Origin of the sequence: Commensalibacter sp. B14384M2, assembly GCF_016101865.1 — a bacterium.
GTDB lineage: Bacteria > Pseudomonadota > Alphaproteobacteria > Acetobacterales > Acetobacteraceae > Commensalibacter > Commensalibacter melissae.
This window is the reverse complement of sequence record NZ_JACFPS010000003.1, coordinates 44,026-59,645: the sequence shown is the minus strand read 5'-3', so window position 1 is coordinate 59,645 and position 15,620 is coordinate 44,026. Positions and strand designations below refer to the sequence as shown.

13 protein-coding genes are annotated in these 15,620 nt (G+C 39.1%); 9 read left to right on the top strand and 4 right to left on the bottom strand.

Features of this window, described 5'->3' with window-relative positions; all coding sequences use genetic code 11:
• Positions 1-39 precede the first annotated feature (39 nt).
• Together pbpC and H3R33_RS09075 are read left to right on the top strand one after the other, a co-directional pair.
• Positions 40-2,370: a peptidoglycan glycosyltransferase PbpC gene (gene pbpC / locus H3R33_RS06125; RefSeq protein WP_198185137.1), complete on the top strand. Its 2,331-nt coding sequence runs from the start codon at positions 40-42 to the stop codon at positions 2,368-2,370.
• 182 nt (positions 2,371-2,552) lie between these two features.
• The gene (locus tag H3R33_RS09075) at positions 2,553-4,100 is read left to right on the top strand and encodes a hypothetical protein (protein WP_232342170.1); all 1,548 of its coding nucleotides are present in this window, start codon (positions 2,553-2,555) and stop codon (positions 4,098-4,100) included.
• Positions 4,101-4,198: 98 nt separating this feature from the next.
• Here H3R33_RS09075 and H3R33_RS06110 read toward each other — a convergent pair whose 3' ends face one another.
• Together H3R33_RS06110 and H3R33_RS06105 are read right to left on the bottom strand one after the other, a co-directional pair.
• Complete coding sequence (locus tag H3R33_RS06110; protein ID WP_232342171.1) at positions 4,199-5,470, bottom strand: MFS transporter; 1,272 nt, start codon at positions 5,468-5,470, stop codon at positions 4,199-4,201.
• Positions 5,471-5,558: 88 nt separating this feature from the next.
• Complete coding sequence (locus H3R33_RS06105) at positions 5,559-6,602, bottom strand: NAD(P)-dependent alcohol dehydrogenase (protein ID WP_198185138.1); 1,044 nt, start codon at positions 6,600-6,602, stop codon at positions 5,559-5,561.
• Between the two features lie 288 nt (positions 6,603-6,890).
• Here H3R33_RS06105 and H3R33_RS06100 point away from each other — a divergent pair, with 288 nt between their 5' ends.
• Positions 6,891-7,946: a Gfo/Idh/MocA family protein gene (locus tag H3R33_RS06100; RefSeq protein WP_196424069.1), complete on the top strand. Its 1,056-nt coding sequence runs from the start codon at positions 6,891-6,893 to the stop codon at positions 7,944-7,946.
• Between the two features lie 71 nt (positions 7,947-8,017).
• Positions 8,018-8,341 (top strand): DUF1971 domain-containing protein, encoded by a 324-nt coding sequence (locus H3R33_RS06095; RefSeq protein ID WP_110439274.1) that lies wholly within the window; start codon positions 8,018-8,020, stop codon positions 8,339-8,341.
• 67 nt (positions 8,342-8,408) lie between these two features.
• On the opposite strand, the gene rpiB is transcribed toward H3R33_RS06095, so the two are convergent.
• Positions 8,409-8,867: a ribose 5-phosphate isomerase B gene (rpiB, locus tag H3R33_RS06090; RefSeq protein ID WP_155564799.1), complete on the bottom strand. Its 459-nt coding sequence runs from the start codon at positions 8,865-8,867 to the stop codon at positions 8,409-8,411.
• Positions 8,868-9,076: 209 nt separating this feature from the next.
• On the opposite strand from rpiB, the gene H3R33_RS06085 reads away from it, so the two are divergent.
• The 5 genes from H3R33_RS06085 to dhaL all read left to right on the top strand — a co-directional run bounded on the left by H3R33_RS06085 (position 9,077) and on the right by dhaL (position 13,992).
• Positions 9,077-10,192 (top strand): alcohol dehydrogenase catalytic domain-containing protein, encoded by a 1,116-nt coding sequence (locus H3R33_RS06085; RefSeq protein WP_155564800.1) that lies wholly within the window; start codon positions 9,077-9,079, stop codon positions 10,190-10,192.
• 64 nt (positions 10,193-10,256) lie between these two features.
• Positions 10,257-11,534: an MFS transporter gene (locus H3R33_RS06080; RefSeq protein WP_347400718.1), complete on the top strand. Its 1,278-nt coding sequence runs from the start codon at positions 10,257-10,259 to the stop codon at positions 11,532-11,534.
• A gap of 18 nt (positions 11,535-11,552) precedes the next feature.
• Positions 11,553-12,308 carry an SDR family oxidoreductase gene (locus H3R33_RS06075; protein WP_155564801.1) on the top strand — a complete coding sequence of 252 codons (756 nt, stop codon included), beginning with the start codon at positions 11,553-11,555 and terminating at the stop codon, positions 12,306-12,308.
• Between the two features lie 35 nt (positions 12,309-12,343).
• Entirely contained in the window at positions 12,344-13,342 is a 999-nt protein-coding gene (locus H3R33_RS06070) for a dihydroxyacetone kinase subunit DhaK (RefSeq protein ID WP_155564802.1), read from the top strand.
• A gap of 5 nt (positions 13,343-13,347) precedes the next feature.
• Positions 13,348-13,992 (top strand): dihydroxyacetone kinase subunit DhaL, encoded by a 645-nt coding sequence (gene dhaL / locus H3R33_RS06065; protein WP_155564803.1) that lies wholly within the window; start codon positions 13,348-13,350, stop codon positions 13,990-13,992.
• A gap of 66 nt (positions 13,993-14,058) precedes the next feature.
• Here dhaL and H3R33_RS06060 read toward each other — a convergent pair whose 3' ends face one another.
• Positions 14,059-15,600: a carbohydrate porin gene (locus tag H3R33_RS06060; RefSeq protein WP_198185139.1), complete on the bottom strand. Its 1,542-nt coding sequence runs from the start codon at positions 15,598-15,600 to the stop codon at positions 14,059-14,061.
• Positions 15,601-15,620 lie beyond the last annotated feature (20 nt).

The window sequence follows — 15,620 nt, the reverse complement described above, 5'->3', positions numbered from 1 at the left end:
GGTGTACGCCTTTTTTATTAGAAATAAATGGTGTGTATAGTGCGTGTGATAGGTCAGATTTATCGAAAAGGGGTAATATTCTGTTTATTTATTTGTATTGGGTTATTTATAGCGGATAAAACCAACCCTCTTCCTTTACCAAATATCAGTTCTTCTCGTGTCGTTTTGGCAGAGGATGGAACGCCCTTATGGCGTTTTACCAATCAAAAAGGGGTCTGGCGTTATCCTGTTACCATCCAACAGGTTTCTCCATATTATATTCAGGCTTTGTTAGCCTATGAAGATCGGTGGTTTTATCATCATCCCGGCATTAATCCTGTCGCTTTGGGCAGGGCTTTTGGACAAGATATTTATCATCATCATATCGTATCGGGTGGTAGTACGCTCTCAATGCAGGTTGCCCGTATTGTTGATCCCTGTCCCCATACTTATTTGGGAAAAATTGGGCAGATTTTCCGGGCGTTGCAACTTGAATGGCATTTGAATAAAGAACAGATTCTAACCATTTATCTAAATCATGTATCTTATGGGGGGATGGTAGAGGGTATTGCGGCGGCAAGTTGGACATATCTTGGTAAACCACCGGATCAACTTACCAAAGGAGAGGCAGCCTTGCTGGCTGTTCTACCACAAGCGCCCAGCCGTTTAAGACCAGATCGTTATCCTGAGCGTGCCAAGAAGGCCCGTGACAAAGTTCTGGAGCGGCTGGCTCAATTTAAGGTATGGTCAAAGAGGGATATTGAGGAAATTAAAGGGGAAAATGTTTTATTAAGTGAACGTCAGATACCACAATTGGCTCCCTTATTGGCGAGACGATTATCACTTCAGAACAAAGATGCAGTCATTCATAGCACTATCAATATAGATATGCAACGTCATTTGGAGGAACTTCTTGAAAATTGGAAAAACCGTTTGCCGCCTCATAATTCCGCTGCCATTTTGGTGGTGGATTCAGCGACAATGCAGGTTAAGGCCTATCTCGGCTCTGTAGATTTGCAGGATAAACAGCGTTTTGGTTATGTGGATATGGTAACCGCTATCCGTTCACCCGGTTCAATATTAAAGCCTTTTCTTTATGGATTGGCCATGGATGAAGGGCTTATCCATTCTGAATCCTTATTGCAGGATGTACCAAGACAATCTGGTCATTATAGGCCAGAGGATTTTTCTTCTTCATTTGTTGGACCCGTTTCAGTAAGCCAGGCATTGCGAAGATCACTTAATTTACCAGCCGTACAAGTGTTGGAAGTTTATGGAGCCAGAAAATTCTACGGCAAATTAACAGGTGCCGGCATTGGATTAAAACTGCCTCAAATGGTTGAACCAAATTTGGCAATTATTCTTGGCGGGATTGGCACGTCTTTGGAAAATGTTGTTACAGCTTATAGCGCGTTCGCAAGAAAGGGGAGGGTTGCAACGCTACGTTTTCAGAATAATAAACTTGTGAGTGAACGGCCATTATTGTCTGAAGGTTCAGCCTGGGTTATTCGGAAAATTCTGGAAGGTGAAAGTCCATTGGACAGTAATTTTGATCGGCAGATTTTTCAGCAGGATCATTTGGCATGGAAAACAGGGACAAGTTACGGATATAGGGATGCTTGGGCTGTTGGCGTTGGCAGACATCATATAATGGGGGTCTGGATTGGAAGACCTGATGGCACACCTGTGGCAGGCCAATATGGAATAGCTTCCGCAACCCCCTTATTATTTCAAGTATATGATATGGTCAGAAACCAAGCTTCACAGACGTTTTCATATAGTATTAAAGATCATGAGCCGGCAACAGTAAGCGTTGCACAGATATGTTGGCCATCTGGACAGATATTGCCGGATAGGGATCAAAATTGCCGACAAAAAAGGACCGCATGGATTATAAACCATATAGTTCCACCCACTTTGGAAATGGCCGATCAACCGTTAGGAACGGGTGTCAGTCAAACGGTATGGATCAATGAACGAGGATTTCAAGTATCGTCTGATTGTCCAGGAGCCATTGAAAAAAAAATTGATCTGTGGCCAATTGCACTTGAACCTTGGTTGCCCCTTACAGAACAGCGTCACAATCGTCTGCCCACACAGGATTTATCCTGTCCTTCCTTATCTATGATGGAATCTTCTTCCTTGTCCATTATAGGTGTAAAAAACGGAGATCATTTACAGTTGCCTCCCAGTAATATGCATCCGTTAACTTTAAAATTATCTGCTCTTGGGGGGACAAAGAAAAAATGGTGGTTCCTAAATGGTTATCTTATTCAGGAAACTGATGGAAATCAAAGTTTTGATCATGTTTTTTATAATCATGGAAAGCAACAATTGACGGTAATGGATGAAATGGGAAAAACGGCTCTTGCTGAATTTACGTTGAATTAAAGGCATGAATTCATAGGATATACTATCAGGTAAAAAATAAATGGATTCATTGACGATTTGAAATCATATTTATGGCCTTGGTATAGACCATCTTCATTCAAGAAAATATCTTGTATCTTTTTATATAATCGTGGAAAACAATTGTTATACACAGGTAATAATTTCAAAGAGAATTATTGGATATGTATCCGAATCATTTTAAAAAAAACAAGGCATCCATTATTTCATTCCTGTTTTTAATTTTGTGTTTTGTATTATTTTTATATGAAAATATAAAAGGTTTAGGTTTTTTAAGATTTACAGACGAATCAGGTCATTTTGTAGGTGCACAAGCCATTCATAGAGGCGACAAACTTTACAGGGACTATATAGATTATCATGGTCCCGTAATTTATATGCTGACATGGATGATGGGATTAATTGTTGGTTTCTCAGAAGTATGGCTGTTGAGACTTATTTCTTCGTTTAGCGCAATGCTAGCTGCCCTGTGTTTATTTTTTTCCCCAATTTTTCATTATTTTTGGCAACGTTATCTCGTAACCGCTTTGTGGTTTGGTTTCATTTCAAGTGTCTGGCTTATACAGGGTTTATATCTTGATAATTATTGGACATTAGGTGGGTGTTTTGCAGCTATTGGTTTGGTCACTCTTGTTATTCCCATGATTTATGACATAAAGCCGTCACGGATACAGGCCTTTACAGGAGGATTTTTTATCACGCTTTTGCCTTTTATTGCCTATCCTTTTGCAATAACCGCCTTTATTTTATTTCTTGTTGTTATCAATGGAATTTGTATAGATCATAGAAAATATGTTTCGATATTCGCGACAAGTTTGTCGGGGTGTTTGACATCTATCATTGTGATGCTTGTCTGGTTAGGTATATATGGGGATATAGGTGGAATGTTTGCCTTTCATTTCATCACCAACCAAATGAATTATGCACGATACATTCCCTTCAATTTAAGTAATTTTTTTCTAAGTTTGATTCCATCTTTTTCCTCTAATCATATTGTTGAAACATTTGCTTTATTTTCGTTTTGTTTTGGGGGGATTATCCTGGTTACAAAAGGAAAATATAAAATAAGTGCATGTCTTGTATTGTGCGGGATTCTGGGTTTGCAGGCTAGAGGAAGTATCCTGTTTCAAAATGGTGCTTTCCTTATTGCTTCTGTAACCTTAATAATCGTTGCTTTTGTAAAATCAACGGAAGTCAAGCCGGATATTTCCCTGTTTTTCTCTGTCATTTCAACTTTTTGCATCTTTTTTATCATTGATCAATATGCAGTAACCTCTCCCAATATTTTAGACAAGCGACAACGTAATGCCTATCAATGGCATGCCTTTCGTGAAGGATATAATGAAGATACGAAAGCAATTTGGTTTTACGCTGATAAAAACGAAAGAATATTATCTATACCTTATAATCCAGATATTTATATTTTGGCTAACCGTTTGCCCATAAAAAAATATCACGCTTATTTACCATGGGAGGCAGACTACGCTTCACATCCTTGGCATCATTATGAACGGGACCTTTGTAAAGATTTGCCTAAAAATAAGCCACCACTTATTTATTATGATCCATCAATAATATGGGGCAAATATATGCCAGATCAGTTCTTGAGTTGCGTATTGATAGTTTTGAAAAATGATTATACCCATATTGCAACGGATTCTTACATTTATGTTCGTAATGACCGTTATAGGGAAAAAGGTAAAATAAATTAGTCGTGTATTGTTTAACCATATTAGGGGTATTAACCTAATATGGTTATATTGTTATATAGCGTCCGGGTGATTGCTGATTGTTGTTACGTTAATTTTAATTAAAAAGGTTTATCAACACTAGGTTGTTTGAGGCGGATAAAATAGGTCATGATTGCCGCACAATAATATAAGAAACCAAAAATGATGAAGACGCTAAAATGTCCCAATCCTGTAAAAAGAATGAGAGAAACCAAAGCGGGTCCGCCAAAATTGCTTAGACCACCACCAAGATTTTGAATGGATACGGCTGCCCCTTTATGTTCAGGTGTCAACATTGGAAAAATGGCTCCCATTGGAACAAAGGCTGTAATGGTCAGGGCAAAAAACAGGATTCCGCATATGCTAGCCCATATATTTCCGGGAAACCAGACCGGAATAAAATAAAGCAGGATGGTTGCCGTTCCACATCCTATAAATCCCGCCCATCGCATTTGCTTTAACCAACCGATACGATCGCCTATAATGCCCCATAGAACATTGGTAAAAGGTTGGATAGGATATATACTAAGGCTGATAATTTTCCATTGTTCATCCGTAAAATGTCCACCATGTTCAGACGTGTAGAAAATAGGCATTACGACCGCAAGAATACCAAAAAGGGAAAAGTTACAGATCGCACGGGTTATGAGTGCAATTGCCAGATCACGATTATAAAAAACGAGTGAGAGATCTTGGATAATACCTTTAAATTTGTGTTCGAATGAATGAATCTGATGATTTTTCTTTTCTATAACGGGCGCCTTGAGAAGGAAAAAGGCGATTGCACCACCTGCAGTTGCCCAGCCTATGGATTGCCATAAAGTGTTGATCTCGCCAAAGTAACGGACAGAATAAATCGGTAACAAATTTCCGAGAATGCCAAACCCTATGGTGAACATGGACCAGATCCACCCCACCGCCGAGGCAAGCTGGCTATCAGGGGTTTCTTTTACAACCCAATAGAAAAATGCATAAAAGAATAAGGGATAAGCAAAACCGCGTAGACCATAGAAAAGCAACATCATGTAATAGTTATGAGGTATAACTCCGAAAAGCATAAAGGCTGCGTGAAAAACAATCCATGTAATGGCACCAACCATCATGATTTTTTTTGCACCAAATGTTTCAGCTAGAACGCCAGAAAGCCAGCTTGAAATTGCAGCGGTTAACCCATAAGCAGCAAAAATAAGGCTGACTTTTTTTTCTGCGAATCCCAGTGTAACAATGTATTTGGAAAGGAAATTCAGTTCAAGACCGTCGCCAATCATGAAAAGGGCAATGGCAATATACCCCCAAAATAGAGAGACTGGCATTCCCATCATCATACGTGATTTTGTTTGGATATTATTCATAAGTAATCTTTGAGCATGATAAGTTTATAAAAAAAGCCCGAATTGAATTGATTTCGGGCTTTGTATCGGAATAAAATTCAGAAGAATCTTATTCGGGCATTTCAATTTGCAATTTTACATCAGCAGGTTGTGCTGATGCGGCCCGTTCAAAAGCCTCGATACTTTTTGAGAATGGATAAACTCCAGAAATTAATGGCTTGATATCAATCTTTCCAGAAGCAATCAGATTAATGGTCCGGTCATAAACATGTGCATATCGAAAGATTGTTTCCATATGTATTTCCTTTGCTTGTGCAGTAACAAGATCAAAGGGGATCTTGTCAACGGGCATCCCTACAAATACTATGGTTCCACCAGGGCGGACACAGGCCAATACGGTATCATAAGCGGAGGGATGTCCTGAAGCCTCAAAAACGACATCTGTCCCCCAGTCTTTACCGCATTCCGCCTTGACTCTTTCCTCTACGGATTCATTTTTCAAATTAATTGGGATAATGCCATGATATTGTTTGGCAATATCCAGTTTGGGTTGAGCAAGATCAGAGATGAAAACCTTGCTTGCGCCAGAGGAAAGTGCGGCAAGTGCGGTCAGAATACCAATTGGACCACATCCTGTCACTAAACAGATATCGCCAGGTTTTAATCGGGCTTTTACGGCAGCCTGAACGCCAATGGCAAGAGGTTCAACAAAGGCACCTTCCTCGAAAGATACGTTGTCGGGCAGTTTAAATGTAAAAGCAGCGGGATGTACCACCGTTTCCGTTAAGCATCCATGAACGGGTGGGGTTGCCCAGAACACGACGTCAGGATCAACATTGTAAATACCGAGTTTTGTTGCGCGTGAGTGTGGATTGGGTATGCCGGGCTCCATACATACACGATCCCCAACCTTTAAATTTTCAACATTTTTGCCTGTCTCAATAACAATACCAGAAGCCTCGTGCCCGAGCACCATTGGTTGATTTACGATAAAAGGGCCAATTTTTCCATGTGTGTAGTAATGTACATCACTTCCACAAATACCAACATTACGTATTTTTATTTTAACGTCATTATCCCCTACTGTAGAGGGTAAATCAATGTTACGGATACTTAATTTGCCTTTTTCTTCAAGTACAAGAGCTTGAGCCATGAAATGTTCCTTACTGGAATAAACATATAAAATACACAATTATGTTACCAGTATTCCGTAAGTATGAAAAATAACAAATGTGTTATTTCAAAGTAATTTCATTCTATTTATAAAAGATTGAAATAGCAATTTTTAATAAAAAAATATTTGTTCGTAATTATAAATAGTTTTATTGTTATTACAGTTCAGTAGTTTATATAACTATTACATTTAATTGGATAATGACAGAAATATTTTATTTATTTTTTTGTCATTTTGTTTAAATAAAAAATCCAAGAAAAGAGTTCGATGATGATTAAACAAATATCAGGTAACAAAACGTTAAAGATTGGAATCATTGGTACTGGAGCTATTGGTCAGGATCATATCAAACGATGTACGAACTTTTTATCAGGAGTCGAGGTTGTTGCTGTCAGTGACATTGATAAAAAATCTGCACAGAATGCCATTTCCACATATGGATTGGATGCTAAAGCATATGAATCAGGGAACGATTTGATTCAAGCGAAAGAGGTGGATGCAATTATCATTGCCTCTTCAGGTAAAACCCATGCGGAATATATATTGTCTGGCATTGAGGCAAAAAAATTCATTTTTTGTGAAAAGCCGCTGGCAACGACAATCGAGGAATGTCAAGCGATCATCGAGACTGAGCAAACATATGGAAAACGTTTAGTTCAGGTTGGATTTATGCGCTCTTATGATCGGCGATATCAAGAACTGAAAAAAATCATTCAAGATAAAAAATTAGGCCAGATCCTGATGATACATGCGGCACATAGGAATCAGGAGTGTCCAGAGAATTTTACATCTGAAATGGTTATAACGGATACCTTAATTCATGAACTGGATATATTTCGTTGGTTGTTGAACGATGAATTTGTTACCGTAAGTATGATTCCAATCCGTAAAACATCAAAAGCGCCAAAAGGCTTGCAGGATCCTCAGTTTGCACTTTTGGAAACCCAATCAGGAATCAGAATTAATGTGGAATTATTTGTAAACTGTCAATATGGTTACGATATCAAATGTGAAATTGTGGGTGAAGAAGGTGTGGCCAGCTTACCCGCTCCTGCTGCTGTTTCAATATGCCAGCATGAAAAACGGTATGATCAAATTTTGGCAAATTGGCAGGATTGGTTTTTGGAAGCCTATAATATTGAAATACAGGAATTCATTAATGAATGTCTGGTTGGAAAATTACAAGGTCCGGACGCATGGCGGGGATATATGGCGACTTATGTGGCCGAATTCTGTATTGAATCTCAGAAAAAAGGTCAGGAAATTGCAATACCCGTCTTGAAATGTCCCGATTTTTATAGGTCTGATAATAAAATTGAGTAAATTTATAAAAAATTGGAATATATTTAAGTATAGAATCTAAATCATGATTATTTTTAATAGATAATGAGGAAATGATGAATGCTGTAAAACAGAATTATGGGGATGGTAAATTGGTTTGCTATAAAACTTTGCCAATATGGAATGTAAAAACTTTACCAAAATCTTTCAAGGAATGCCATAATACAAAAGAGGGTGTCTGGGCAAAATTAAAGATATTATCAGGATCTTTGGTAATGGAATTTTTGAATGATAAAAAAGAAATTGAAAAAGAAACTGAATATTCAGTTGTGCATCAACCTGAAATGATAAAGCCACGCCAATATCATAAAATCGCTTCCTGCAGTGAGGATATGACCTGTCAGTTATCTTTTTATACAGTTTCGTCAAATGATTGATACGGGTATCTCCTGTTCCATAGACTATTAACCGATACCAATTAATAGTCTATGGAATTATGTAGGATTACTCGGAAATTGCTTTATCTTCGTAATACGCAATTCTTTTTACCTTAGGCTCTGATCTACCTTTTTCATATTCAGAATCAAGCCAGGCCTGAAGGATTGTTTTTGCCAGTTCTTCACCGATAACACGGGCACCCAATGTGATGATTTGTGCATCATTGCTTTTTCTGGCCCGTTCGGCGGAATAGGTATCATGGCATTGAGCCGCACGAATGCCGGGTATCTTATTTGCAACAATTGCCATTCCTATTCCAGTGCCACAAATCAAGATCCCTCTTTCATGTTTGCCGGACTTGATTGCCTGTCCTACAGACCAGGCAATATCCGGATACAGATTTGAATCGCGATTGGAATCGCTACTGTAGTCTGTCACTTCAATATTGTTGGATTGAAGCCAGTCTACGATTTTATTTTTTAAGTCAACAGCAGCATCATCGCAGCCGATAGCAATAGAGGGCATTTTTATATTCCTTAAAATTTCTTAAAATATTTCATTGTATTGGTGTATTAAAATATTTTTAAAGATTCCCATTTATGGCATGTATTTTATAAAGTTTTTCACCAATAAATATACAAGTAATTTAGATTAAAAGATCACAAGAAGTTTATTTGTTTTTGAATATATTCTGGCTGATCATCATAGTAAACATTACAGATGAGCAGAGAAAAATGATGGAAAAAAACGGTAAATCTTCTATTACGAAAATAGATAATATTCCCAAGACAATGAAAGCAATTGTTGCTTATGCGCCACATGATTACCGTTTGGAAGAGGTTCCTGTACCACAAATTGGGTCTGAAGAAATTCTTGTTAAAGTAGAGGCATGTGGAATTTGCGCTGGGGATACCAAAGCATTTGATGGGGCGCCAAGTTTTTGGGGGGATGAAAAGCAACCTGCCTATATTAAGGCTCCCATGATACCCGGTCATGAATTTATTGGGCATGTTGTTGCCTATGGCGATAAAATCAAAGATTTCAAACTGAATGACCGTATTATTTCCGAACAAATTGTTCCTTGTTGGGAATGCCGTTTCTGTAAACGTGGTGAATACTGGATGTGTGAAAAACACGATCTTTACGGTTTTCAAAACAACGTTAATGGCGGCATGGCAGAATATATAAAATTGCCTAAAGAAGCGATTAACTATCATTTGCCAGATGATCTTCCCATGAAACAGGCTGTTCTGGTTGAACCATATGCCTGTTCATTACATGCCGTGCAACGTGCAAGCGTTAAGTTGGGAGATTTTGTGGTGCTATCTGGTGCGGGCACTCTGGGTTTAGGTATGATTGGCGCATTGAAAAAATCCGGTCCCGACAAACTGGTTGTTCTTGATTTGAATGATGATCGTTTAGCATTGGCTAAGAAATTCGGTGCTGATATCGTGATGAATCCAGCCCGTGAAGATGTCGTCAAGAAAATTAAGGATATGACCGAAGGATATGGTTGCGATATTTATATTGAAGCTACGGGTGCAGGCAAATCAGTAGAACAGGGTCTGTCAATGATTCGCAAACTTGGTCGTTTTGTTGAATTTTCTGTATTCAAAGATCCGGTATCGGTTGACTGGAGTATCATTAGCGATCGTAAGGAGTTGGATGTCTTGGGATCACATTTGGGTCCTTATTGCTATCCCATGGTGATCAAGGGAATACAAAATGGCGATTTTCCAACGGAGGGCGTTGTAACGCATGTTTTCCCATTGAAAGATTTTAAGGAAGCTTTTGACATAATGAAAAAAGGAGTGGGTTCTTTAAAGGTCGTACTCGATCCAAATTTATAATTTATTGAATTTTAGCCATCTAATTATTTGAAAGTAATTTATTTACTAAGAGGGAGGCCTGCGCGTGAACAAAGTCATAGAGAGACTTTTCATTTCTCCAAAATTGATGTTGGGTTATTTTGGAGTATTAATTTTCATGGCTGGTGAAGGGCTGGAACAGAACTGGTTGTCTCCCTTTTTACAACAGCATGGTCTAACTGCACATCAGGCTTCTACCATTTTCACGGTTTATGGATTGATGGTTGCCATTTCATCATGGCTTTCAGGTGTTTTGGCAGAGATTTTCGGGGTTCGGAAAGTAATGACCATTGGACTTGTCCTTTTTTTTGTAGGGTCATTTCTTTTTTTGGTTTTTGGTATTCCAACTTATAATTTTAGCGTTATATTGCCTACCTATGCAGTGCGGGGACTTGCTTATCCTCTGTTCGCTTATGGTTTTCTAGTTTCAGTTGCATATGAGGCTCCCCGTGAACGGTTGGGAGGTGCTGTCGGTATGTTCTGGCTTGTTTATGCAGGTGGGATTTCCGTTCTGGGAACTGGCTATTCAAATATTATGCTTTATTATTTCCACATGGAAAACCTTCATTTATTGTGGACGGCATTGATTTTTGTTGCTGTAGGTGCTGTTATTGCACTGAGTCTAAGTGGAAAAAAATCTGCACAAAATAATTATCCAGAAGATGATGAAACCCATTCATTAAAACATTTGTTAAAAGGTTTAACGATTGTTTATGAAAAACCAAAAGTGGGGATTGGTGGTCTTGTCCGGATGATTAATACAAGTGCCGCATACGGTTTTTCAGTTTTTATGCCAACTTTTTTATTCGGTATGGGATATGCTGAAAATGCGTGGCTTGAGGTTGCCGTGTATTTATGGATGGGTAATGTTGTATTCAATCTTATCTTTGGGGCCGCAAGTGACAAATTGGGGTGGCGTAACGTTGTTATGTGGTTTGGCTGTATAGGCTGTGCATTGAGCGTTATGGCATATACCTATTGCATTTCTATTCATGCGGATCTTTTCACCATAAAAATATGCGCCGCTGTATATGGTGCATTGCTTGCAGCATTTGTTCCGTTATCAGCTATTATGCCAAATCTTGCCCCTGAAAATAAGGGTGCGGCCATGTCAATTCTTAATTTTGGTGCAGGAATGAGTTACTTTTTTGGTTATGCAATTGTCATGCTTTTTCAAGGGATCATTGGTAATTTCGGGGTGATGTACATTTATATCGGGCTCTATTTTGTTGCTGCAGCATTAATGATTTTTGTCAAGGTTCAACAATATAAAAATGAAACAATTGATCAAGAAGTCGGTGTGGCAATAGAAGAAACATTATAGCCTATTAAGGAGAGGTTTATGTCAACAAATCAAATGTTTGATTTATCAGGTAAAACTGCACTTGTTACCGGGGGGGCTGCCGGTATTGGAAACGAGATTGTTCGGACTTTTTTACAAAAAGGTGTAAAGGTAGCGTTGTTGGATCGACTTGATACCATTGATCAGGTCGCAAAAAATCTAGGCCCAGATAATGCTATTGGTATCCAGGTTGACGTAACGAATAAAAAACAGGTTGATCAGGCAGTAAAAAAAGTTGTTGATCATTTTGGTCGTATAGATATTGCTGTAAATTGTGCGGGTGTTGCTTTGCTTGATGCAGCTGAAACGCTCAGTGAGGAAATGTGGAATGCGACTATTAATATTAATTTAACTGGTACCTATTGGGTTGCCCAGGCAGTGGGAAACGTGATGTTAAAACAAAAGAGTGGATCTATTATTAATATGGCTTCACAGGCGGGGGTTATTGCCTTGCAAAAACATGCTGCTTATTGTGCCAGTAAGGCAGGTGTTATTGGATTGACACATGTACTGGCATTGGAATGGGGACCTCATGGGATCAATGTTAATGCGATTTCTCCAACCGTTGTTTTGACGGAACTTGGGAAAAAAGCATGGGCAGGTAAAGTTGGTGAGGATATGAAGGCGCAAATTCCCATGCGCCGTTTTGCTGAACCCGAACAGATTGCCGCTGCAGCTGTTTATCTTGCCAGCTCTGAAGCATCTATTGTGAATGGTGCTAATTTAGTCATTGATGGTGGATTTACCATTCAATAAAAAGAAATAAAAAATAATGAGAATAAATAATGACAATGAACAGAATTATTAATGATCCAGATTTAGTCGTTGAAGATGCAATCGAGGGATATGTCGTCGCCCATCCAGAATTTTTTGAAAAAACGGATAATTCTAGAGTTCTAAAATATTCAGGTTCAGAAAAAAAAGGTAAAGTTGGCATTATTACAGGTGGCGGTTCCGGTCATGAACCAGCCTTTCTGGGATATGTGGGTAAAAATATGGTTGATGCGGTTGCAATTGGGGAAATTTTTTCTTCTCCCACTGCTGGTGCATTTTTGGATGCGATGAAAGCCGCAGATTCAGGTGCTGGTGTTGCTTGTTTATACGGCAATTATGCTGGCGATAATATGAATGTCAAGATGGCAATAAAGAAGGCCACAGCCGCTGGTATTACAGTCAAAACAGTTGTTGCCAATGATGATGTCGCTTCCGCACCGGCCAGTGAAATAGAGAAACGCCGCGGTGTTGCGGGTGAAATCCTTATGTGGAAAATTGGTGGGGCTGCCGCTGCCGAAGGATATGATCTTGATGGTGTTATTGCCGCTGCTCAAAAAGCAATAAATAACTGTCGTTCAATTGGGGTTGGCTTGAGTTCTTGTACTATACCTGCAGTTGGAAAACCAAATTTCCATATTGAAAAAGGAACAATGGAATTGGGTATTGGCCATCATGGTGAACCTGGAATCAAGGTTGTTCCTATAGAAACGGCAAAAGAGATGGCGGAAACCATGCTTCATCCAATCATGGAGGAAGGTCTTTTTGAACCCGGATCTGAAGTGGTCGTGCTGGTTTCCGGCCTTGGAGCAACACCTGTTATGGAGCTTTATATCTATTATGCAGAGGTTGAACGTCTTTTGAAGGCTAAAAATGTCAAGATCCATCGCTGTTATGTAGGAAATTATTTTACTTCTCTTGAAATGATGGGTGTGACGCTTTCCGTTATGAAATTAGATGCGGAATTAAAAAAACTGATTGATGTTCCTGCACGTTCTTTGGGTTTGGTACAGGAGTAAATGGCATGACAGAAGTGGCTAAGATTGAAAATGGTACCGAGATTGTTGATGATCTAATCAGCTGTATCGTGAATAACCGTGATTATTTAAGTGAGATTGACGGTGCGATCGGTGATGGTGATCATGGGATCAATATGGCAAAGGGATTTAACATTTGCAAACATCGTATTGATGGGAAAAATCTTTCATTGTCAGAAGCCTTTGAAATATTAAGTGATTCCCTGATGGAGGGGATTGGTGGTTCAATGGGGCCTTTATATGGCAGTATTTTTGCTGGATGGGCTGAGGCAATTCAAGGTAAAAATACCTTGAATTCAAATGAATTCAAGGAAATGCTTTCAAAAGGGTTGCATGAATTACAGGAAATTAGTTCTGCCAAACAGGGTGATAAATGTTTGGTTGATACTTTAATGCCTGCAATTGAAGGATTCAAAAAAGCGAATGAATCCGGAAAAACATTTCATGAAGCTTTGATTATTATGAAACAGGCAGCACATGATGGTAAGGAATCAACCCGCAATCTTGTTGCAAAAATAGGTCGTGCCAGTCGTTTGGGTGAACGTTCAAAAGGCATTTTGGATGCTGGTGCAACTTCTTGCTGTTTGCTGTTAACGCAACTTGCGGACAGTATTTCGAAAAGAATTTCCTAAATTTTAAAAAAATAAAATACAAGTTATATACATTATCGATTTATCGATAATGTATATAACCTTTTTTTAAAAGTTGACCGTAGATCTCAATCCAAAAATGGCGGCATTTGGAATTTTCTTTTTACTATTTTCCTCAAGATTTAATCCTCCACCGGAACGGAAGACATATTGAAAATCAGGTTTTAGCTCTAGCCATGATGTGGCCTGTATTTGCCAGGCGAGCTCGATATGATGTTCTGTTTTTCGAACACACCAGTATGGATCCGCAAAATTGCGGTAATCACGGTCATAATGTCTGGCACGGTTGCCAGTATGGGCAAATCCCCAGCCAAAACCTAGGGAATCATGTTCCCGATTGAGAAGTCCCTTATAGACAATCCCTGCATCTCCTGCATAATTGATGGGGCTGCGGTCAGTTGGGCTGACTTGCATTCTTCCAAATATGCCAAGAGATTCTTTTTTGTTTCTCGGGTTTCTCCATATCATTTGATCCATAATTCCATAAACTGACCAGGTATGGCGATGGTTGAGCATTGTTTGGGGATTGTCCGGATTTCCTAATGGATCCCCATCCCTGTTATAACGTTGATCCGGGAATTTTGAACTATCAAAATAAGCTCCCAACCGATAAGTTCCAGGATAAGCTGTATATTTTTCATCATCTTCATTGCCAGGATTCAGATGATATTGAATTTCATTGGTTATGAATACCCCGGTGGTAAAATTGAAATGTGTTCCTGATTGATGCTTGGAATACGGATCACAGGTAAATGGTCCGGATGGATTGCAAAAAGAAACATTGTTGGGATTACTGTCCGCAACTGCAAAAAGGTCCGTCCAGTGATCATTGGGTTGAAAACTGAAACGGATTGCAGGAGAGGCAACGGGATAGTCAATTCCTCCACTATAGGTATTGACTGATGGAATCATGGGCCATCCAAAAGAGGAGTTAATGAATAGCGTTGCATAATCGCTGATGTTAAACTCCTGGTCCAAACTTAATTTCCCGATGCGAATGGTCATTTTATTATCGAAAAACCCCTGTTGATACCATAGTTCCCATAGGCGTGTCGAGCGATCGCCTTCCCAACCACTGGTAGAGTTATAGGCTCCTATATTTTCTGCCGTAAAAGCCCGTCCTCGAAGTTGCAGGGCGCTAATGTTAAAAAGACCATTCTTAATTCCTGTCACTTTCTCGGGATCCCAGTTCAAGGTAACTGTGGTCAAACCTGTATAGGCAGCACCCTGCTTGATCCCCCCATAAGGATTTCCCCATACCTCATTGACATCCACCAGGGTGAGGGTCAGACCATATTGTGCCATAAGGGAACGTAATCCCAAAATATTTCCCAATAACATATCGTTGTTTTCGGGTGCCTGACCTGTATCCTTATCAAGGATTGTGGCTGGTGGAGGGGATTTTTTTACCGGGGTTGCACCGCTAATATTTGTTGATGGAGATGCGCCCTGATTAACAATAGGGGAATTTCCAACCGCATATGCAGAATGTTGATTAATCAGCGCTTGATATATAACAAAATTAATTAAAACAATTTTGGATAAATCATTTTTTTTTGAAAAAAAAAGCTGGGAATAGGGATGAGACATTATAACACACCTCATTTCAA